The following is a 21,191-nucleotide window of genomic DNA, read 5'->3' as shown; positions in this document are numbered from 1 at the left end:
CAGCAGCCCCGCCCCTGGAAGGAAACCCTGTTATGCGCTTGAGTGCCAGCGCTATCGCGCTTGTTGTCGGACTGATGCTCAACCCTGGGGCGCACGCCTCGGAACTGCCGCAACGCTGGGTGAGTGCTGGCGGCGCGTTATCGGAGTGGGTGACGGCCCTGGGCGGTGAGTCGAAGTTGGTGGGCGTCGACACCACCAGCCAGCATCCGGCTTCGCTCAAGGCATTGCCGAGCGTCGGTTATCAGCGGCAGTTGTCGGCCGAGGGCATTCTCAGTCTGCGCCCGCAGGTCTTGGTGGGTACCGAGGAAATGGGGCCGCCGCCGGTGCTGGCGCAGATCCGCAACGCTGGGGTGCAGGTGGAAATGTTCTCGGCGCAGCCGGATTTGCCGACGTTGAAAGGCAACCTCGAACACCTGGGGAGGTTGTTGGGCAGTGAGGCCAAGGCCCATGCATTGTTTACCGCGTATGAACAGGCGCTTGACCGGCAGAAACGTTGGGTTGCCACAGCCCAGGCCACACACAAGGCCCCGGGGGTGTTGATGCTGCTCGGCAATGCCGGCGGCAAACCGCTGATCGCTGGCAAAGACACGGCGGCTGACTGGATGCTGCGGCAGGCGGGCGGGCGCAATCTGGCGACCCACAGCGGTTATAAGCCGTTTTCCATGGAGTCGTTGGCCGGGTTGAGCCCCGAGGTGCTGGTGTTTGCCGATCGTGCGCTGAGCGGCGAGGCGGCGCGTGCGGCCTTGTTCAAGGAGAACCCGATCCTGGCGTCCACGCCGGCGGCTAAACAGGCACGGGTGTTTGAGGTGGACCCGACGCTGCTGGTCGGCGGGCTCGGGCCGCGTCTGCCGCAAAGCCTGGTGCAGTTGTCGGCCGGCTTCTATCCGTCCCAGGCCACGTCTGCCCCATGAGTACGCTGGTGAAACCCCGAACGCTGTTTATCGGCCTGACGCTGTTGTGTGTGCTGGCAATCTGGCTTTCATTGGCGCTGGGGCCGGTCAGCCTGCCATTGCTGGATACGCTCAGGGCGGCCTTGCGCCTGATGGGCGTGCCGATCGAGGCCAGCGGCCTGGAGCAGGCGGAGCTGATTCTCGGGCAGATCCGTTTGCCGCGGACCTTGCTGGGGCTGGCGGTGGGCGGTGTATTGGCCTTGTCGGGCGTAGCGATGCAGGGGTTGTTTCGCAACCCGTTGGCCGATCCGGGGTTGGTCGGGGTATCCAGCGGCGCGGCACTCGGTGCGGCCTTCGCCATTGTCGGTGGCTCGTTTCTGGGTGGGTTGCCGGAGGTGTTCGGCCCGTATCTGTTGTCGTTGTGCGCGTTTCTCGGTGGGTTGGGGGTGACGGCGCTGGTCTACCGGCTGGGGCGGCGCAACGGCCAGACCCATGTCGCGACCATGCTGCTCGCCGGCATCGCCCTCACGGCGCTCGCCAGCTCGGCGGTGGGCTTGTTTACCTACCTGGCCGATGACGCCACCCTGCGCACACTGACGTTCTGGAACCTGGGCAGCCTCAATGGCGCCAGCTATTCGCGCCTGTGGCCGTTGCTGCTGGTGAGCGCTGGCGTGGCGCTGTGGCTGCCGCGGCGGGCGAAGGCATTGAATGCACTGTTGCTCGGCGAATCCGAGGCCGCTCATCTCGGGGTCGATGTTGAGCGGCTCAAGCGCGAATTGGTGTTCTGCACCGCATTGGGCGTGGGCGCGGCGGTGGCGGCAGCGGGGATGATCGGCTTCGTCGGCCTGGTGGTGCCGCACCTGGTGCGATTGTTGGCCGGGCCGGATCATCGCGTGCTGTTACCCGCCTCGGTGCTGGCGGGGGCGAGCTTGCTGCTGTTGGCGGATCTGGTCGCGCGCCTGGCCTTGGCTCCGGCGGAGTTGCCGATCGGTATCGTCACCGCGTTGATTGGTGCGCCATTTTTTCTTTACCTGTTGTTGCGAGGGCGCGCCTGATGCTGCGAGTGGAAGGGCTGAGGATTCGTCGCGGTCGCAAAACCGTACTGGCGGATGTCACGTTGGACCTGTTGCCCGGCCAGGTGCTTGGCGTGCTGGGCCCGAATGGCGCGGGCAAGAGCACGTTGCTGGGCGCGTTGTGCGGGGAACTGCACCCGGATCAAGGCCAGGTGTGGCTGGATCAGCACGAACTGAAAGACTGGAGCGGGTCGCAACGCGCGCAACGCCTGGCCGTGTTGCCGCAGGCTTCAACCCTGGATTTCGCCTTTCGTGTCGAAGAGGTGGTCGGCATGGGCCGCTTGCCCCATCAGACCGGGCGTGTGCGGGATGACGAGATTATCGATGCCGCGTTGCAGGCCGCGGATGTCGGGCACTTGAGCGGTCGCAGTTACCTGGCCTTGTCGGGTGGCGAGCGGCAGCGCGTTCACCTGGCGCGGGTGCTGGCGCAGTTATGGCCCGGGCAGGCGGGGCAGACGTTGCTGCTGGATGAGCCGACCTCGATGCTTGACCCTTTGCATCAACACACGACCTTGCAGGCGATACGCCGCTTTGCTGACCGTGGCGCAGCAGTACTGGTGATTCTGCATGACCTGAACCTGGCGGCGCGTTACTGCGACCGGATTCTGTTGCTCGACGCGGGCCGCCCCCATGCGCTGGATACCCCGGCACAGGTTCTGCGGCCTGAGCCGCTCAAAGCGGTCTTCGGGCTGGATGTGCTGGTGCAGCCGCATCCGGAGCGCGGGCATCCGTTGATCATTGCGCGCTGAGGCTTTTTACCGGCAAAAAAAGACCCGGCAAGAGCCGGGTCAAATAACCGTGATTAGCCTGATGAGGAGATAATCTGAGAGTCCGAACCAATGGTCTTTCAGTTATCGGCTGATCTCGCGACCAGTTGTGATAATCATAACGATTCTCATTTGAGAGTCAAGATTTGTTTTCACAGGCCCTTGTCCGGAATCTTTGTCCGCGGCGGGTGGGGTCGTCGATCTAATTCTTCTGGCGCGCCGAGATAGCATCCAATTGGCGGTTCAGCGCCTCCTTGCGTTCGGCTGGGATGTCGTTCCAATGCACATCCATCAATGCCCCTTCGATTGCATACAGCAAGACTTTCGAGGCACGGAAGCCACGCGTGCGAACGGCTCGATAAGCATCGACCGCGCCCAGGCGCCGCAGGTCTGACGCACTGTGGATGCCCGCCGCATGCAGCCATTGCGCCGAGGTCTTGCCAAGGTTTCTCAGGTGTTGCAGCTCATCGTTCATCGAGCCTCCTTGCGACGGCCGAATGGTGCGGTGGGTGTCGTGACCAGGCAAGCCTGAAAAGGAGTGTAGCGCTCAGTAGGAAAAGCGTAGTTCTTTGGTCAGGAATGGCGCAAAAGCTTATAAGGATGGCGTCGACGTTTTATTGCGGGCAGGCGCGAAGTCCCCGGTCCGTATTGCACGAGACCGGGGGCTTGGGAGGGCGTGTTACTTGGTGCGGTAGCGCAGGCGCGTGCCGAAATTGACCGACATGAGGATCTCGTCGGCCGTCAGTTCCGGCGGGAAGTAGGTGCCCGATATCTGCGCATGGGCCAGGCTCGCGCCTTCCAATGAACAGTCGCGCAAGTCCAGCCCGCGCAAATCGGCGGAGCGGAAATACGCATCGGTGAAATCCACGCCGCTGGCGTTCAGATCGCGCAGATCCAGCCCGCGGAAGTCGCCACCGCGCATGTCGATGACGCCGTCTTTGGGGCGTTCCTGGTTGAAACCGCGGATATCGTCTTTATGCAGAAGCGAATAGAGCGGGGTATCAAGAAGCTTGGGCTGACTCATGATAGCGACACCTGTTGGATTTATGGCGCCATTATAGTGCCACTATTGCTTGGCCGCTCGCCTAAGGTGACGACGCGACCAAGAAGTTTTTCTTACAGACCAGGCATGCGCTGGCGAATTTGCTCGACCAGTGCATCGAGGGTTCCGCTTTGATTGGTCTCGACGCGCTTGCTCAGCAACAGCTCTTCGGCTGTCAGCGGTTCGCGTTGGGCTTGCTGCTCTTCAATGATCGTCAATGTAGCGTCAGACGGATCGTTCTTGTCTGCCTGACGTTGTGCCAGCCAACTGGTGATAACGGCCTGCGGCGCATTGCAGTCCAGGATCAGGAACGGCGCGCCCGTCGCTTCGGCGACTTTGGCGGCGGCATCGCGTTGTGCGCGTTTCAGGAAGGTCGCATCCAGTACCACCGGGAACCCGGCGCGCAGCACAGTCTCGGCGATCTCGTTCAGGCGGGCGTAGGTTTTCGCGCTGGCGTCGGCAGCATAGATGCCGGCCTGAGGCGTGTTTTCCACCTGTTGTTCACCAAACAGGCGCTTGCGCTCCACGTCCGAACGCAGGCGAACGGCGCCCAAGGCTTCCACCAGGCGCATGGCCACGTGGCTTTTGCCTACAGCGGAAACGCCGTGGGTAATCGCCAGGAAGCGCGACGGAATAATGCTGTAGCTCTCCGCCAGGTTGGCGTAGTTGCGGTACTGGCGCAGGGTGGTGGCGCGCTGCACCGGGCTCGCTTCGCTGGGCATGCTGAACAGCGCGACTTTGGCCCTGACCAGTGCGCGGTAGGCTTTATAGAAGTTCAGCACTTCCAGGCCCTGGTAGTCGCCGGTCAGTTCGAGGTACTGGCTGATGAACCGGCGTGCCAGGGATTTGAGGCCGCGGTCTTCCAGGTCCATGGCCAGGAAGCCGGTGTCGGCGTACACGTCGGTGAAGCGAAACGGTTCGTTGAACTCGATGCAGTCGAAGATCACCACGTGGCCATCGATCAAGGTGGCATTGCCCAGGTGGATATCACCGTGGCACTCGCGGGTGAAACCATCGTGCTTGCGCTGTGCCAGTAGCGGCTTGAGGCGTTCGAAGCTGCTTTCGGCCCAGGCATGCAGGGCTTCGAGTTGCAGCAGGTCGGCTTTGTCGCTGAGGAATGGGCGGATCTGATCGAAGTTCTGGCGTACCGGTGCCATCACTTCGTCCGGGGTGCCGGCCGGGTGCTCTTGCGGCACTTTCGGTGCGGTGAGGTGGAAGTGCGCGATCTGTTTGGCCATCTCGTCGATGTGCGCGCTGGTCAGCTCACCGTTGGCTTGCAAGGTGCTGAGCAACTGGCTTTGCGGGAATTGACGCATTTTCAGCGCGTATTCGATGACCGGGCCGTCACCGCCCAATTGCGGCGCTTCGGCCGTGCCGGTAATCGGCAACACTTCAAGATACAAATCTTTGGTCAGGCGCTGGTTCAGGCGCAGCTCTTCGTTGCAGAAATGCCCGCGATCTTCCAGTTTGGTGAAGTCCAGGAAGCCGAAGTTCACCGGTTTCTTCAGTTTATAAGCGTAAGGGCCGGTCAGTATGACCCAGGAAATATGGGTCTCGATGACTTGGAACGCTTCAACCGGATGGGGGTATAAAGCCGGGTTCTGCAGGGCGGCAATCAGGGGCTGGCTCACGGGCGATCCTTCAAAGTCAGGGGAAATCATGGCGGGCATTATGGCTGCTGACGCCTGCTGTGCAAACCGCTGTCCGGCTCATGTTGATCATCGATAAAGTGCGTATAATCCGCCGCCATGACTCGAACCCGATCTCCCCGTTCCCGTAAAAAACCTCCTTCCCGCGGCCTGCGCCCGTGGCTGGGCTGGGCGCTCAAGCTCAGCCTGGTGGGTCTTGTGGTGCTCGCTGGCTTTGCGGTGTACCTCGATGCCGTGGTCCAGGAAAAATTCTCCGGCAAGCGCTGGACCATTCCGGCCAAGGTGTACGCCCGTCCGCTGGAGCTGTTCACCGGCCAGAAGCTGAGCAAGGATGACTTCCTCACCGAACTCGACGCCTTGGGCTACCGCCGCGAACCTGTGAGCAATGGCCCCGGCGCTGCGGCCGTCAGCGGCAATACCGTGGACTTGAACACCCGCGGCTTCCAGTTCTATGAAGGCCTGGAAAAACCCCAGCCGGTGCGCGTGCGCTTCTCCGGCGACTACGTGGCCGAGCTGTCGTCGCTGAATGGCTCGAAGCTGCCCGTGGTGCGCCTGGAACCGTTGATGATCGGCGGGATTTACCCGAAGAACCTGGAAGATCGCATCCTGATCAAGCTCGATCAGGTGCCGCCGTACCTGCTTGAAACCCTGGTCGCCGTGGAAGACCGCGATTTCTACAGCCACTGGGGCGTGTCGCCGAAGTCCATTGCCCGTGCGATCTGGGTCAACACCTCCGGCGGCAAAATGACCCAGGGCGGCAGTACGCTGACCCAGCAATTGGTGAAGAACTTCTACCTCACCAACGAGCGCAGCCTGACCCGTAAACTCACCGAAGCCATGATGGCGATGCTGCTGGAGTTGCATTACAGCAAGCAGGAAATCCTTGAGGCCTACCTCAACGAGGTGTTCGTCGGCCAGGATGGCCAGCGCGCGGTCCACGGTTTCGGGCTGGCGAGCCAGTTCTTCTTCGGCCAGCCGCTGTCCGAGCTGAAGTTGCATCAGGTTGCGTTGCTGGTGGGCATGGTCAAGGGGCCGTCCTACTACAACCCGCGGCGCAATCCTGAACGCGCGCTTGAGCGGCGTAACCTGGTGCTCGACGTGCTGGAGCAGCAGGGCGTGGCCACGGCGGAACAGGTTGCTGCGGCGAAGAAAATGCCACTGGGCGTGACCACCCGCGGCAAGCTGGCGGACAGCTCCTTCCCGGGCTTTATCGACCTGGTCAAACGCCAGTTGCGTGAAGACTACCGCGACGAAGACTTGACCGAGGAAGGCCTGCGCATCTTCACCAGTTTCGACCCGATCCTGCAGATGAAAGCCGAAGCGTCGGTCAACGACACCTTCAAGCGTCTGGCGGGGCGTAAAGGCTCCGACGAAGTCGAAGCAGCCATGGTGGTGACCAACCCGGAAACCGGTGAAGTCCAGGCCATGATCGGCAGCCGCCAGGCCAGTTTCGCCGGCTTCAACCGTGCGCTGGACGCGGTGCGGCCGATCGGCTCGCTGGTCAAGCCGGCGGTGTACCTGACGGCGTTGGAAAAACCGAGCAAATACACCCTGACCAGTTGGCTGTCGGACGACCCGCTGTCGGTCAAAGGTGCTGACGGCCAGGTCTGGACCCCGCAGAACTTCGATCGTCGTTCGCACGGTACGGTGTTCCTGTACCAGGGGCTGGCGCATTCCTACAACATCTCGACCTCGCGCCTGGGGCTCGAAGTGGGCGTGCCGAACGTCCTCAAGACCCTCGCGCGCCTGGGCATCACCCGCGAGTTCCCGGCCTTCCCATCGATGCTTCTGGGCGCCGGTGCCATGACGCCGATGGAAGTGGCGACCATGTACCAGACCCTCGCCAACGGTGGTTTCAACACGCCGATGCGCGGCATTCGCAGCGTGCTGACGGCCGAAGGCGAACCGCTCAAGCGCTATCCGTTCCAGATTCAGCAGCGTTTCGACGCGGGCTCCATCTATCTGATCCAGAACGCCATGCAGCGTGTGATGCGCGAAGGTACCGGTAGCTCGGTGTACAAGGTCCTGCCTTCCAACCTGACACTGGCGGGCAAGACCGGCACCAGTAACGATTCGCGTGACAGTTGGTTCGCCGGCTTCGGTCAGGATGTGCTGGCCGTGGTCTGGCTGGGGCGTGATGACAACGGCAAGACGCCGTTCACCGGCGCGACCGGTGCGTTGCAGGTCTGGACCAGTTTCATGCGCAAGGCCGATCCGTTGCCGCTGAGCATGCCGCAGCCGGACAACATCGTGCAGGCCTGGATTGATCCGCACACCGGCCAGGGCTCCGATGCCAACTGTCCGGGCGCGGTGCAGATGCCGTATATTCGCGGCAGCGAACCACCTCCCGGTGCCGCGTGCGGTGGCAGTGCCCCTGCAAGCGCGGAATCGGTGATGGATTGGGTCAAGGGCTGGATGAATTAAGCAAAGAGGGTTTCAAGTGAACAAGTGGTGGATTCCAGCTATTACAGCTCTGGCTTTGCTCGGCGGTTGCTCCAGCGTTCAGCGCGGCTCCATTCCCGTGGTGGACTCGAGCACAACCGTCTCCAATAACGATCGGATCTCGGCCAATGGCGGTTTCCGTCAGACCGTGACCAAGCGTCCTGCCCAGGCCGCGACCCGCGCCGTGCCGCAGGATTCGGGTGTGGTGGTGATGGTGCCGGGCGCCGGTGCTGCGACATCGGCGCCGATCAGCGCCGAGCCGTGGACGCCAGGGCCTAGCACGTCGGGGCCGATTGACTCCACGCCGGTCCAGGCCGCGCCGATCAACCAGAACACCTACACCATGCCGTCGACGCCAAGCGGCATTCCGTCGTCCTCCAGCGCGGGCGGCCTGTCGGCTGACGAGCAACTGGACGGCCCGGTACTGGCCTTGCTCACCACTGCCCAGCAACAGCAGGCCGGTGGCGACTTGAACGGCGCTTCGTCGAGCCTCGAGCGCGCCCAGCGCGTTGCGCCGCGTGAACCGCAGGTGCTGTATCGCCTGGCCCAGGTGCGGATGGCCCAGGGCGATGCGCCGCAAGCCGAACAGTTCGCCCGTCGCGGCCTGACCCTGGCCAACGGCCGTCCTGACCTGCAGGCCAGCCTGTGGGCCTTGATCGGTGATGCGCGTGCCGCACAAGGCGACGCTGCCGGTGCCGCCCAGGCTCGGCAGAAAGCCAAGGTCAGCCTCTGATGGATGTGCGTTTTCCAGCGATTGCCGAACAGCTGTTGCTGATTGAGCGCGAATTGCGCCTGCAGGGCTGGTGGGACGAGGTGTCCCCCAGCGCCGAGGCGCTCAGCAGCGTCGAGCCCTTTTCGGTCGACACCCTGGACTTCCACCAGTGGCTGCAGTGGATCTTCCTGGTGCGAATGAAGCAGATCCTCGAACAGAACCTGCCGTTGCCAAATACTTCCGGGATCATGGAGATGGCCGAGATGGTCTACACCGACCGGCCGCTGGAAAGCCAGGGTTTGCGCAATGCGCTGAAAAAGTTCGACCAATTGATCGTCGACGCTCGTTAATTGCCTGGCTGCCGGTTTTTCCGGCAGTCTTGCGCACATTTCTACCGCTTGACGACATTCAGGCGAGTTTTATCCCTCCTCAAAGCCCTTTCTTCTACGTTCTCATGCGCTTAGTTGGAAAAAAGCGCAATTATTGCTTGACTTGAAGGGCCTGAAACAGAAGAATCCAAAGTCCGCTGTATCGGGACTGCCAGAAGCAGGCCCGCTCAGCAGATCATGAGGCGCACATCCGCGCCGACCTGTTACACCCGCAACGCGTTACCTCGCGCTGGGTGGGAAGAGCCCGCAACACTTGGGACGATCCCAATACTTGCTCAGTCAGTGCTGACGTAGTCGGCGACCACCGTCGCTCATGCTCTGTTGAGAAGTAAACCTATTAAGACCCGTCGGTTTTTAACGGACGGTATTCTGGCGTTTTAGAGGTGAACAACGTGGAGCTTTTATCTGGCGGTGAGATGCTCGTCCGCTTTTTGCGTGACGAAGGCGTTGACTATATCTACGGGTACCCTGGTGGTGCTCTGCTGCACGTCTATGACGCACTGTTCAAGGAACCGGCTGTTACCCACATCCTGGTTCGCCACGAACAGGCTGCAACCCATATGGCTGACGGTTATGCCCGTGCCACCGGTAAAGCCGGCGTGGTACTGGTAACGTCCGGTCCAGGCGCAACCAATGCCATTACCGGCATCGCGACTGCTTATATGGACTCCATCCCGATGGTGATCATTTCCGGCCAGGTCGCTAGCACCATGGTCGGTACCGATGCATTCCAGGAAACCGACATGATCGGTATCTCCCGGCCGATCGTGAAACACAGTTTCATGATCAAGCATGCCTCGGAAATCCCGGAAATCATGAAAAAGGCGTTCTACCTCGCACAGTCCGGTCGCCCGGGCCCTGTAGTGGTCGATATCCCGAAAGACATGACCAACCCGGCCGAGAAATTCGAATACGTCTTCCCGAAGAAAGCCAAGCTGCGTTCCTACAGCCCGGCCGTTCGTGGGCACTCGGGGCAGATCCGCAAGGCGGCAGAAATGCTCCTGGCGGCCAAGCGTCCGGTGCTGTACTCGGGCGGTGGCGTGATTCTGGGTGGCGGTTCCGCACCGTTGACCGAACTGGCCAAGCTGCTCAACCTGCCGGTGACCAACACCCTGATGGGCCTCGGCGCATTCCCGGGTACGGACCGTCAGTTCGTCGGCATGCTCGGCATGCACGGCAGCTACACCGCCAACCTGACCATGCACCACGCCGATGTGATCCTGGCCGTGGGCGCGCGGTTCGATGACCGAGTGATCAACGGCGCGAGCAAGTTCTGCCCGAATGCCAAGATCATCCATATCGACATCGACCCGGCGTCCATCTCCAAGACCATCAAGGCCGACGTGCCGATCGTAGGTCCGGTGGAAAGCGTGTTGACCGAAATGGTCGCTGCGCTGAAGGAAATCGGCGAGACGCCGAACAAAGAAGCTGTCGCCAGCTGGTGGAAGCAGATCGACGAATGGCGCGGTGACCGCGGCCTGTTCCCTTATGACAAGGGCGACGGCAGCATCATCAAGCCACAAACCGTGATCGAGACCCTGTGCGAAGTGACCAAGGGCGATGCCTTTGTGACCTCCGACGTGGGCCAGCACCAGATGTTCGCCGCGCAGTACTACAAGTTCGACAAGCCTAACCGCTGGATCAACTCCGGTGGCCTGGGCACGATGGGCTTTGGTTTCCCTGCGGCCATGGGTGTCAAACTGAGCTTCCCGGACAGCGATGTTGCATGCGTCACCGGCGAAGGCAGCATCCAGATGAACATCCAGGAACTGTCGACGTGCCTGCAGTACGGCCTTCCGGTGAAGATCGTGTGCCTGAACAACGGCGTGTTGGGCATGGTTCGTCAATGGCAGGACATGAGCTACGGTAGTCGTCACTCCCATTCCTACATGGAATCGCTGCCCGACTTCGTCAAATTGGTCGAGGCTTACGGCCACGTCGGTATTCGCATCAACGATCTGAAAGATCTGAAGCCGAAGATGGAAGAAGCGTTCGCCATGAAGGATCGCCTGGTGTTCATCGATATTCAGGTGGATACCAGCGAGCACGTCTATCCGATGCAGATCAAAGACGGCTCTATGCGTGACATGTGGCTGAACAAGACGGAGCGTACCTAATCATGCGGCACATAATCTCCCTGCTTCTGGAGAACGAACCCGGCGCTCTGTCTCGTGTTGTCGGCTTGTTTTCGCAACGCAACTACAACATCGAAAGCCTGACTGTGGCACCGACCGAAGACCCGACCCTGTCGCGCCTGACGTTGACCACCGTGGGCCATGATGAGGTGATCGAGCAGATCACCAAAAACCTCAACAAGCTGATCGAAGTGGTCAAGCTGGTCGACCTGTCGGAAAGTGCCCACATCGAGCGCGAGCTGATGCTGGTTAAAGTCAAGGCCACGGGCGCCCAACGTGCCGAGATCAAGCGTACTACCGACATTTATCGCGGGCAGATCGTCGATGTGAGCGCCAGCGTTTATACCGTGCAATTGACCGGTACAAGCGACAAGCTGGACAGCTTCATCCAGTCGATCGGGACGGCCTCGATTCTGGAAACCGTACGCAGTGGTGTCACCGGGATTGCCCGTGGCGACAAAGTACTCAGCATCTAACCCAAATTAGTGAATGGCCTTAAGGCCTGGATATATAGAGGAACCTCATGAAAGTTTATTACGATAAAGATTGTGACCTGTCGATCATCCAGGGCAAGAAAGTCGCCATCATCGGCTACGGTTCCCAGGGCCACGCGCAAGCTTGCAACCTGAAAGATTCCGGCGTTGACGTGACTGTTGGCCTGCGCAAAGGCTCGGCCACTGTTGCCAAGGCTGAAGCCCACGGCCTGAAAGTGACTGACGTTGCTTCCGCCGTTGCCGCTGCCGACCTGGTCATGATCCTGACCCCGGATGAGTTCCAGTCCGCGCTGTACAAGAACGAAATCGAGCCGAACATCAAGAAGGGCGCCACCCTGGCCTTCTCCCACGGCTTCGCGATTCACTACAACCAAGTCGTGCCACGCGCTGACCTCGACGTGATCATGATCGCGCCGAAAGCCCCGGGCCACACCGTGCGTTCCGAGTTCGTCAAAGGCGGCGGTATCCCTGACCTGATCGCGATCTACCAGGACGCGTCGGGCAACGCCAAGAACGTTGCACTGTCCTACGCTGCCGGCGTTGGTGGCGGTCGTACCGGCATCATCGAAACCACTTTCAAGGACGAGACTGAAACCGACCTGTTCGGCGAACAAGCTGTTCTGTGCGGCGGTACCGTTGAACTGGTCAAAGCCGGTTTCGAAACCCTGGTTGAAGCCGGCTACGCGCCGGAAATGGCCTACTTCGAATGCCTGCACGAACTGAAGCTGATCGTGGATCTCATGTACGAAGGCGGTATCGCCAACATGAACTACTCGATCTCCAACAACGCCGAATACGGCGAGTACGTGACTGGCCCGGAAGTGATCAACGCCGAGTCCCGTCAGGCCATGCGCAACGCTCTGAAACGCATTCAGGACGGCGAATACGCCAAAATGTTCATCAGCGAAGGCGCTACCGGCTACCCTTCGATGACCGCCAAGCGTCGTAACAACGCCGCTCACGGTATCGAAATCATCGGCGAGCAACTGCGCTCCATGATGCCGTGGATCGGTGCCAACAAGATCGTCGACAAAGCCAAAAACTAAGTCGGATGCATCTAGAAAAAACGCGGCTTAGGCCGCGTTTTTTCGTTTGGGTGGCTGGTTCTGGTATAAAGCTGCATCGTTTGCGGGCGAACACTCGCCGCAAGTATCTGTCGAATTTTTTCACACCGTTGCAAGGTAAAGTCCATGAGCGAACGTCCCGAAGAGCCAAACCAGGCTTCTGACGCCGATAGCCTGCTACCGATCGATGAACATGTTGAAGAAGGGCATGACGCGGAAGGCCGCAAGGTCCGGCATCGCGGCATCTATCTCCTGCCCAATCTGTTCACTACGGCGAACCTGTTTGCCGGGTTCTACTCCATCATCAACTCCATGAGCGCCCAGAGCGCGCTGGCGGCGGGTGATGCGGTGAGTGCCAGCAAGTACTTCGGTTTTGCGGCGATCGCCATCTTCGTCGCCATGGTGCTCGACGGTCTCGATGGGCGCGTGGCGCGCATGACCAATACCCAAAGCGCCTTCGGTGCCGAGTATGACTCGCTGTCGGACATGGTTGCCTTTGGTGTCGCGCCTGCGTTGCTGGCGTTTGCCTGGGCCCTGGGTGACATGGGCAAGGTCGGCTGGATGGTGGCCTTCATCTATGTCGCGGGCGCCGCGCTGCGCCTGGCGCGCTTCAACACCCAGGTGGGGACCGCCGACAAGCGTTACTTCATCGGCCTGGCCAGCCCGGCTGCTGCGGGCGTGGTGGCGGGGATCGTCTGGGCGTTCAGTGACTACGGCATCCAGGGGTCGAAGATGTCGTTCCTGGTGGCCTTGATGGTTGCGGCCGCCGGCATGCTGATGGTCAGTAACATCAAGTACAACAGCTTCAAGGAACTCGACCTCAAGGGGCGCGTGCCTTTCGTGGCCATCCTTGCGGTGGTGCTGGTGTTCGCCGTGGTCTTCAGCGATCCGCCGCGTATTCTGCTGCTGGTGTTCCTGGTGTATGCCGCTTCCGGGCCGGTTCAGTATCTGCTGCAACTGCGTCGGGACAAAACATTGCCTTAATGTAATTTCCCCCATACTCCGCAGTCTATTGGTGCATCAGTTCTCCAATGCTGCGGAGTTGCCATGTTAATCAAATTGCCCAAAGCGTCCGATTGTCATGAATCGGACGTCACTCCTGAATCCTTCTACCTGTCTCGCCGTAGCTTGCTCGGTGGTGCGCTGGCCGGTGTTGCCGCCAGCAGCTTGCCGCGCTGGGCCAGCGCTGACGATGCCGCGCGGTATGCGGATGTCGAACCAGGCAAGGCGCCAGGCTGGTTTGCCGAAAAACTGCCGGGTACGAAATGGCAGGCGGTAACCGTCAAGGACGAAGCCATCACCCCGTTCAAGGACGCGACCCACTACAACAACTTCTATGAGTTCGGCACGGACAAGGGCGATCCAGCGGCGAATGCAGGTTCGCTCAAGACCGAGCCCTGGAGTGTGGTGATCGATGGCGAGGTCGCAAAGCCGGGGCGTTACGCCCTGGAAGACTTCATGAAGCCGTATCAATTGGAAGAGCGAATCTACCGTCTGCGCTGTGTAGAGGCGTGGTCGATGGTCATTCCATGGATGGGCTTTCTCATTTCGGCGTTGCTCAAGCAGGTTGAGCCGACTTCCAAAGCCAAGTACATCCGCTTCGAAACCCTCCAGGACCCCAAAAGCATGCCGGGCCAGCGCTCGAGTTTTGGCTTGATCGATTGGCCCTATGTAGAAGGGCTGCGTCTGGATGAGGCGATGAATCCCCTGGCGATTCTGGCGGTGGGGATGTATGGGCGCGAGTTGCCTAACCAGAATGGCGCGCCGTTGCGTTTGGTGGTGCCATGGAAGTATGGCTTCAAGAGCGTGAAGTCCATCGTGCGTATCAGCTTGGTGAGCGAGCAGCCGAAAACCACTTGGCAAAGTATTGCGGCGAATGAGTACGGGTTTTATGCGAACGTGAACCCGACGGTCGACCACCCTCGTTGGACCCAGGCGCGTGAACGGCGCTTGCCGAGTGGCCTGTTCAGCCCGAATGTGCGCGAGACGCAGATGTTCAACGGTTACTCGGATGAGGTGGCGGCGCTTTATACCGGCCTCGACCTGCGGAAGAACTACTGATGCGTTTCCCGATCTGGCGCATCGGCGTGTTTATCGCCACCGCGGTATGGCCGTTGCTCTGGCTGTACGAAGCGTGGCGTTCTGCCTTGGGGCCGGACCCAGGCAAGGTGCTGGTTGACCGGCTGGGCTTGGGCACATTGATCCTGCTGCTGATTACCCTGGCGATGACACCGTTGCAGAAGTTGAGCGGTTGGGCAGGGTGGATCGCGGTGCGGCGCCAGTTGGGGTTGTGGTGCTTTGCTTATGTGGTGCTGCACCTGGCGGCATATTGTGTGTTTGTCCTGGGGCTGGATTGGTCGCAGCTGGGGGTGGAATTGAGTAAGCGCCCCTACATTATTGTGGGGGCCCTGGGTTTCCTGTCTTTGTTGGTGCTGGCGCTGACGTCGAATCGCTACAGTCAGCGTCGGTTGGGCAGCCGTTGGAAAAAGTTGCATCGCCTGGTGTATGGCGTGCTTGGGCTTGGCTTGTTGCATATGTTGTGGATCGTGCGGGCGGATCTGAAGGAGTGGGCTATCTATGCTTCTATAGGTGCGCTGCTTCTTGTCCTGCGGATACCGCCGGTGATGCGGCGAATTCCGCGCCTTATTGCGAAAAAAGCACCTTCTGCAACAAAAGCGTAATTAACCCTTGACGGCAAATCCTGGACGTCTATAATTCGCCCCACTTCCGGCGCAGTCGAAACGGAAAACTCCTTGGTAAACAAAGAGTTACGCAAGATTCGACAGCGACCTGCTTCAGTTCATCGAAGCCTGGAAGGAGTTGGTAGAGCAGGGTTGTTTGGCTCTATTGACGTTTCGATCTTCTCGGTCGAAAGCGGAGAAAAAGAGGTGTTGACAGCAGCGTGTAACGCTGTAGAATTCGCCTCCCGCCAACGAGAGATCGGAAGCGCAAGTGGTTGAAGTTACAAAGGAAACTTTGAAAGCTTCTGAAAATAATCACTTGACAGCAAATGAGGCTGCTGTAGAATGCGCGCCTCGGTTGAGACGAAAGATCTTAACCAACCGCTCTTTAACAACTGAATCAAGCAATTCGTGTGGGTGCTTGTGGAGTCAGACTGATAGTCAACAAGATTATCAGCATCACAAGTTACTCCGCGAGAAATCAAAGATGTAACCAACGATTGCTGAGCCAAGTTTAGGGTTTCTTAAAAACCCAAAGATGTTTGAACTGAAGAGTTTGATCATGGCTCAGATTGAACGCTGGCGGCAGGCCTAACACATGCAAGTCGAGCGGTAGAGAGAAGCTTGCTTCTCTTGAGAGCGGCGGACGGGTGAGTAATGCCTAGGAATCTGCCTGGTAGTGGGGGATAACGTTCGGAAACGGACGCTAATACCGCATACGTCCTACGGGAGAAAGCAGGGGACCTTCGGGCCTTGCGCTATCAGATGAGCCTAGGTCGGATTAGCTAGTTGGTGAGGTAATGGCTCACCAAGGCGACGATCCGTAACTGGTCTGAGAGGATGATCAGTCACACTGGAACTGAGACACGGTCCAGACTCCTACGGGAGGCAGCAGTGGGGAATATTGGACAATGGGCGAAAGCCTGATCCAGCCATGCCGCGTGTGTGAAGAAGGTCTTCGGATTGTAAAGCACTTTAAGTTGGGAGGAAGAGCAGTTACCTAATACGTGATTGTTTTGACGTTACCGACAGAATAAGCACCGGCTAACTCTGTGCCAGCAGCCGCGGTAATACAGAGGGTGCAAGCGTTAATCGGAATTACTGGGCGTAAAGCGCGCGTAGGTGGTTAGTTAAGTTGGATGTGAAATCCCCGGGCTCAACCTGGGAACTGCATTCAAAACTGACTGACTAGAGTATGGTAGAGGGTGGTGGAATTTCCTGTGTAGCGGTGAAATGCGTAGATATAGGAAGGAACACCAGTGGCGAAGGCGACCACCTGGACTGATACTGACACTGAGGTGCGAAAGCGTGGGGAGCAAACAGGATTAGATACCCTGGTAGTCCACGCCGTAAACGATGTCAACTAGCCGTTGGGAGCCTTGAGCTCTTAGTGGCGCAGCTAACGCATTAAGTTGACCGCCTGGGGAGTACGGCCGCAAGGTTAAAACTCAAATGAATTGACGGGGGCCCGCACAAGCGGTGGAGCATGTGGTTTAATTCGAAGCAACGCGAAGAACCTTACCAGGCCTTGACATCCAATGAACTTTCTAGAGATAGATTGGTGCCTTCGGGAACATTGAGACAGGTGCTGCATGGCTGTCGTCAGCTCGTGTCGTGAGATGTTGGGTTAAGTCCCGTAACGAGCGCAACCCTTGTCCTTAGTTACCAGCACGTAATGGTGGGCACTCTAAGGAGACTGCCGGTGACAAACCGGAGGAAGGTGGGGATGACGTCAAGTCATCATGGCCCTTACGGCCTGGGCTACACACGTGCTACAATGGTCGGTACAGAGGGTTGCCAAGCCGCGAGGTGGAGCTAATCCCAGAAAACCGATCGTAGTCCGGATCGCAGTCTGCAACTCGACTGCGTGAAGTCGGAATCGCTAGTAATCGCGAATCAGAATGTCGCGGTGAATACGTTCCCGGGCCTTGTACACACCGCCCGTCACACCATGGGAGTGGGTTGCACCAGAAGTAGCTAGTCTAACCTTCGGGGGGACGGTTACCACGGTGTGATTCATGACTGGGGTGAAGTCGTAACAAGGTAGCCGTAGGGGAACCTGCGGCTGGATCACCTCCTTAATCGACGACATCAGCTGCTCCATAAGTTCCCACACGAATTGCTTGATTCATTGAAGAAGACGATAAGAAGCAGCCCGAAATTGGGTCTGTAGCTCAGTTGGTTAGAGCGCACCCCTGATAAGGGTGAGGTCGGCAGTTCGAATCTGCCCAGACCCACCAATTTTGTGTGGGAACCTGTAGAAATACGGGGCCATAGCTCAGCTGGGAGAGCGCCTGCCTTGCACGCAGGAGGTCAACGGTTCGATCCCGTTTGGCTCCACCACTACTGCTTCTGAAGTTTGAAAGCTTAGAAATGAGCATTCCATCGTGATGATGGTGAATGTTGATTTCTAGTCTTTGATTAGATCGTTCTTTAAAAATTTGGGTATGTGATAGAAAGATAGACTGAACGTTACTTTCACTGGTAACGGATCAGGCTAAGGTAAAATTTGTGAGTTCTCTTAATTGAGAAATTCGAATTTTCGGCGAATGTCGTCTTCACAGTATAACCAGATTGCTTGGGGTTATATGGTCAAGTGAAGAAGCGCATACGGTGGATGCCTTGGCAGTCAGAGGCGATGAAAGACGTGGTAGCCTGCGAAAAGCTTCGGGGAGTCGGCAAACAGACTTTGATCCGGAGATGTCTGAATGGGGGAACCCAGCCATCATAAGATGGTTACCTTACACTGAATACATAGGTGTAAGGGGCGAACCAGGGGAACTGAAACATCTAAGTACCCTGAGGAAAAGAAATCAACCGAGATTCCCTTAGTAGTGGCGAGCGAACGGGGACTAGCCCTTAAGTGGCTTTGAGATTAGCGGAACGCTCTGGAAAGTGCGGCCATAGTGGGTGATAGCCCTGTACGCGAAAATCTCTTAGTCATGAAATCGAGTAGGACGGAGCACGAGAAACTTTGTCTGAATATGGGGGGACCATCCTCCAAGGCTAAATACTACTGACTGACCGATAGTGAACTAGTACCGTGAGGGAAAGGCGAAAAGAACCCCGGAGAGGGGAGTGAAATAGATCCTGAAACCGTATGCGTACAAGCAGTGGGAGCCTACTTGTTAGGTGACTGCGTACCTTTTGTATAATGGGTCAGCGACTTATTTTCAGTGGCGAGCTTAACCGAATAGGGGAGGCGTAGCGAAAGCGAGTCTTAATAGGGCGTCTAGTCGCTGGGAATAGACCCGAAACCGGGCGATCTATCCATGGGCAGGTTGAAGGTTGGGTAACACTAACTGGAGGACCGAACCGACTACCGTTGAAAAGTTAGCGGATGACCTGTGGATCGGAGTGAAAGGCTAATCAAGCTCGGAGATAGCTGGTTCTCCTCGAAAGCTATTTAGGTAGCGCCTCATGTATCACTGTAGGGGGTAGAGCACTGTTTCGGCTAGGGGGTCATCCCGACTTACCAAACCGATGCAAACTCCGAATACCTACAAGTGCCGAGCATGGGAGACACACGGCGGGTGCTAACGTCCGTCGTGAAAAGGGAAACAACCCAGACCGTCAGCTAAGGTCCCAAAGTTATGGTTAAGTGGGAAACGATGTGGGAAGGCTTAGACAGCTAGGAGGTTGGCTTAGAAGCAGCCACCCTTTAAAGAAAGCGTAATAGCTCACTAGTCGAGTCGGCCTGCGCGGAAGATGTAACGGGGCTCAAACCATACACCGAAGCTACGGGTATCACGTAAGTGATGCGGTAGAGGAGCGTTCTGTAAGCCTGTGAAGGTGAGTTGAGAAGCTTGCTGGAGGTATCAGAAGTGCGAATGCTGACATGAGTAACGATAATGGGTGTGAAAAACACCCACGCCGAAAGACCAAGGTTTCCTGCGCAACGTTAATCGACGCAGGGTTAGTCGGTCCCTAAGGCGAGGCTGAAAAGCGTAGTCGATGGAAAACAGGTTAATATTCCTGTACTTCTGGTTATTGCGATGGAGGGACGGAGAAGGCTAGGCCAGCTTGGCGTTGGTTGTCCAAGTTTAAGGTGGTAGGCTGGAATCTTAGGTAAATCCGGGATTCTAAGGCCGAGAGCTGATGACGAGTTATCTTTTAGATGACGAAGTGGTTGATGCCATGCTTCCAAGAAAAGCTTCTAAGCTTCAGGTAACCAGGAACCGTACCCCAAACCGACACAGGTGGTTGGGTAGAGAATACCAAGGCGCTTGAGAGAACTCGGGTGAAGGAACTAGGCAAAATGGCACCGTAACTTCGGGAGAAGGTGCGCCGGTGAGGGTGAAGGACTTGCTCCGTAAGCTCATGCCGGTCGAAGATACCAGGCCGCTGCGACTGTTTATTAAAAACACAGCACTCTGCAAACACGAAAGTGGACGTATAGGGTGTGACGCCTGCCCGGTGCCGGAAGGTTAATTGATGGGGTTAGCTAACGCGAAGCTCTTGATCGAAGCCCCGGTAAACGGCGGCCGTAACTATAACGGTCCTAAGGTAGCGAAATTCCTTGTCGGGTAAGTTCCGACCTGCACGAATGGCGTAACGATGGCGGCGCTGTCTCCACCCGAGACTCAGTGAAATTGAAATCGCTGTGAAGATGCAGTGTATCCGCGGCTAGACGGAAAGACCCCGTGAACCTTTACTATAGCTTTGCACTGGACTTTGAATTTGCTTGTGTAGGATAGGTGGGAGGCTTTGAAGCGTGGACGCCAGTTCGCGTGGAGCCAACCTTGAAATACCACCCTGGCAACTTTGAGGTTCTAACTCAGGTCCGTTATCCGGATCGAGGACAGTGTATGGTGGGTAGTTTGACTGGGGCGGTCTCCTCCTAAAGAGTAACGGAGGAGTACGAAGGTGCGCTCAGACCGGTCGGAAATCGGTCGTAGAGTATAAAGGCAAAAGCGCGCTTGACTGCGAGACAGACACGTCGAGCAGGTACGAAAGTAGGTCTTAGTGATCCGGTGGTTCTGTATGGAAGGGCCATCGCTCAACGGATAAAAGGTACTCCGGGGATAACAGGCTGATACCGCCCAAGAGTTCATATCGACGGCGGTGTTTGGCACCTCGATGTCGGCTCATCACATCCTGGGGCTGAAGCCGGTCCCAAGGGTATGGCTGTTCGCCATTTAAAGTGGTACGCGAGCTGGGTTTAGAACGTCGTGAGACAGTTCGGTCCCTATCTGCCGTGGACGTTTGAGATTTGAGAGGGGCTGCTCCTAGTACGAGAGGACCGGAGTGGACGAACCTCTGGTGTTCCGGTTGTCACGCCAGTGGCATTGCCGGGTAGCTATGTTCGGAATAGATAACCGCTGAAAGCATCTAAGCGGGAAACTAGCCTCAAGATGAGATCTCACTGGGACCTTGAGTCCCCTGAAGGGCCGTCGAAGACTACGACGTTGATAGGTTGGGTGTGTAAGCGCTGTGAGGCGTTGAGCTAACCAATACTAATTGCCCGTGAGGCTTGACCATATAACACCCAAGCAATTTGCGAACTCGAAAGAGACCAGATTGCGGTGTGTGAAGACGAAACGAACCGAAAGTTCGACTCTTACAAAACACCGAAAACTATCACATACCCAATTTGCTGAAGCGAGGCCAGCTGGCCACGACTCAGTACCCGAATTTCTTGACGACCATAGAGCATTGGAACCACCTGATCCCATCCCGAACTCAGCAGTGAAACGATGCATCGCCGATGGTAGTGTGGGGTTTCCCCATGTGAGAGTAGGTCATCGTCAAGATTAAATTCCAGAACCCCTGTTTGCTTACGCAGACAGGGGTTTTGTTTTGGGCGATCGGAAAGGGTCAAGTGGCTCATCGGACGGCCTTCAGTGCTAAAGT

15 protein-coding genes, 2 tRNA genes and 3 rRNA genes are annotated in these 21,191 nt (G+C 58.0%); 17 read left to right on the top strand and 3 right to left on the bottom strand.

Features of this window, described 5'->3' with window-relative positions; genetic code table 11:
- Positions 1-32 precede the first annotated feature (32 nt).
- The 3 genes from PverR02_RS26790 to PverR02_RS26780 are packed head-to-tail and all read left to right on the top strand — an operon-like array spanning position 33 to position 2,712.
- Positions 33-911, top strand: coding sequence for a heme/hemin ABC transporter substrate-binding protein (locus PverR02_RS26790; RefSeq protein ID WP_079444703.1), 879 nt, complete (start codon positions 33-35; stop codon positions 909-911).
- 50 nt (positions 912-961) lie between these two features.
- Positions 962-1,945, top strand: a complete 984-nt coding sequence (locus PverR02_RS26785; protein WP_164887008.1) for a FecCD family ABC transporter permease — start codon at positions 962-964, stop codon at positions 1,943-1,945.
- On the top strand, positions 1,945-2,712 hold the full coding sequence (locus tag PverR02_RS26780) for a heme ABC transporter ATP-binding protein (RefSeq protein WP_046382057.1): 768 nt from the start codon (positions 1,945-1,947) through the stop codon (positions 2,710-2,712). The genes PverR02_RS26785 and PverR02_RS26780 overlap by 1 nt, the downstream gene beginning before the upstream one ends.
- Before the next feature lie 220 nt (positions 2,713-2,932).
- Here the strand turns inward: PverR02_RS26780 and PverR02_RS26775 are convergent, their stop codons facing one another.
- The 3 genes from PverR02_RS26775 to PverR02_RS26765 all read right to left on the bottom strand — a co-directional run bounded on the left by PverR02_RS26775 (position 2,933) and on the right by PverR02_RS26765 (position 5,403).
- On the bottom strand, positions 2,933-3,205 hold the full coding sequence (locus tag PverR02_RS26775) for a TfoX/Sxy family protein (RefSeq protein WP_017847446.1): 273 nt from the start codon (positions 3,203-3,205) through the stop codon (positions 2,933-2,935).
- Positions 3,206-3,409: 204 nt separating this feature from the next.
- Positions 3,410-3,754 carry a pentapeptide repeat-containing protein gene (locus PverR02_RS26770; RefSeq protein WP_017847447.1) on the bottom strand — a complete coding sequence of 115 codons (345 nt, stop codon included), beginning with the start codon at positions 3,752-3,754 and terminating at the stop codon, positions 3,410-3,412.
- A 92-nt stretch (positions 3,755-3,846) separates the two neighbouring features.
- Positions 3,847-5,403 (bottom strand): bifunctional aminoglycoside phosphotransferase/ATP-binding protein, encoded by a 1,557-nt coding sequence (locus PverR02_RS26765; protein WP_079444702.1) that lies wholly within the window; start codon positions 5,401-5,403, stop codon positions 3,847-3,849.
- A gap of 117 nt (positions 5,404-5,520) precedes the next feature.
- On the opposite strand from PverR02_RS26765, the gene mrcB reads away from it, so the two are divergent.
- From mrcB to rrf, 14 genes are all read left to right on the top strand, one after another.
- Positions 5,521-7,845 (top strand): penicillin-binding protein 1B, encoded by a 2,325-nt coding sequence (gene mrcB / locus PverR02_RS26760; RefSeq protein WP_026140090.1) that lies wholly within the window; start codon positions 5,521-5,523, stop codon positions 7,843-7,845.
- 16 nt (positions 7,846-7,861) lie between these two features.
- Positions 7,862-8,596, top strand: coding sequence for a tetratricopeptide repeat protein (locus PverR02_RS26755; protein WP_057005452.1), 735 nt, complete (start codon positions 7,862-7,864; stop codon positions 8,594-8,596).
- The gene (locus PverR02_RS26750) at positions 8,596-8,925 is read left to right on the top strand and encodes a YqcC family protein (protein ID WP_079444701.1); all 330 of its coding nucleotides are present in this window, start codon (positions 8,596-8,598) and stop codon (positions 8,923-8,925) included. The genes PverR02_RS26755 and PverR02_RS26750 overlap by 1 nt, the downstream gene beginning before the upstream one ends.
- A gap of 431 nt (positions 8,926-9,356) precedes the next feature.
- Positions 9,357-11,081 carry an acetolactate synthase 3 large subunit gene (locus tag PverR02_RS26745; RefSeq protein ID WP_026140092.1) on the top strand — a complete coding sequence of 575 codons (1,725 nt, stop codon included), beginning with the start codon at positions 9,357-9,359 and terminating at the stop codon, positions 11,079-11,081.
- A 2-nt stretch (positions 11,082-11,083) separates the two neighbouring features.
- The gene (ilvN, locus tag PverR02_RS26740; protein ID WP_003176102.1) at positions 11,084-11,575 is read left to right on the top strand and encodes an acetolactate synthase small subunit; all 492 of its coding nucleotides are present in this window, start codon (positions 11,084-11,086) and stop codon (positions 11,573-11,575) included.
- A 47-nt stretch (positions 11,576-11,622) separates the two neighbouring features.
- Positions 11,623-12,639: a ketol-acid reductoisomerase gene (gene ilvC, locus PverR02_RS26735; RefSeq protein WP_003212125.1), complete on the top strand. Its 1,017-nt coding sequence runs from the start codon at positions 11,623-11,625 to the stop codon at positions 12,637-12,639.
- 144 nt (positions 12,640-12,783) lie between these two features.
- A complete protein-coding gene (gene pssA / locus PverR02_RS26730; protein WP_017847454.1) occupies positions 12,784-13,641 on the top strand; it encodes a CDP-diacylglycerol--serine O-phosphatidyltransferase in 858 nt (285 codons plus the stop codon).
- Positions 13,642-13,704: 63 nt separating this feature from the next.
- Positions 13,705-14,718: a protein-methionine-sulfoxide reductase catalytic subunit MsrP gene (gene msrP / locus PverR02_RS26725; protein ID WP_079444700.1), complete on the top strand. Its 1,014-nt coding sequence runs from the start codon at positions 13,705-13,707 to the stop codon at positions 14,716-14,718.
- The gene (gene msrQ / locus PverR02_RS26720) at positions 14,718-15,338 is read left to right on the top strand and encodes a protein-methionine-sulfoxide reductase heme-binding subunit MsrQ (protein ID WP_046382059.1); all 621 of its coding nucleotides are present in this window, start codon (positions 14,718-14,720) and stop codon (positions 15,336-15,338) included. Before msrP ends, msrQ begins: the two co-directional genes overlap by 1 nt.
- A gap of 544 nt (positions 15,339-15,882) precedes the next feature.
- Positions 15,883-17,419: ribosomal RNA gene (locus PverR02_RS26710) — 16S ribosomal RNA — on the top strand.
- A gap of 82 nt (positions 17,420-17,501) precedes the next feature.
- Positions 17,502-17,578, top strand: a tRNA-Ile gene (locus PverR02_RS26705).
- 27 nt (positions 17,579-17,605) lie between these two features.
- Positions 17,606-17,681: transfer RNA gene (locus PverR02_RS26700), tRNA-Ala, on the top strand.
- Positions 17,682-17,928: 247 nt separating this feature from the next.
- Positions 17,929-20,819: ribosomal RNA gene (locus PverR02_RS26695) — 23S ribosomal RNA — on the top strand.
- A gap of 156 nt (positions 20,820-20,975) precedes the next feature.
- Positions 20,976-21,091: ribosomal RNA gene (gene rrf / locus PverR02_RS26690) — 5S ribosomal RNA — on the top strand.
- Together the 16S, 23S and 5S rRNA genes with 2 tRNA genes alongside form the textbook arrangement of a ribosomal RNA operon.
- The last annotated feature ends 100 nt before the right edge of the window (positions 21,092-21,191 follow it).

It is taken from the genome of Pseudomonas veronii, from assembly GCF_002028325.1.
GTDB lineage: Bacteria > Pseudomonadota > Gammaproteobacteria > Pseudomonadales > Pseudomonadaceae > Aquipseudomonas > Aquipseudomonas veronii.
This window is presented reverse-complemented; position numbering and strand designations above follow the sequence as displayed.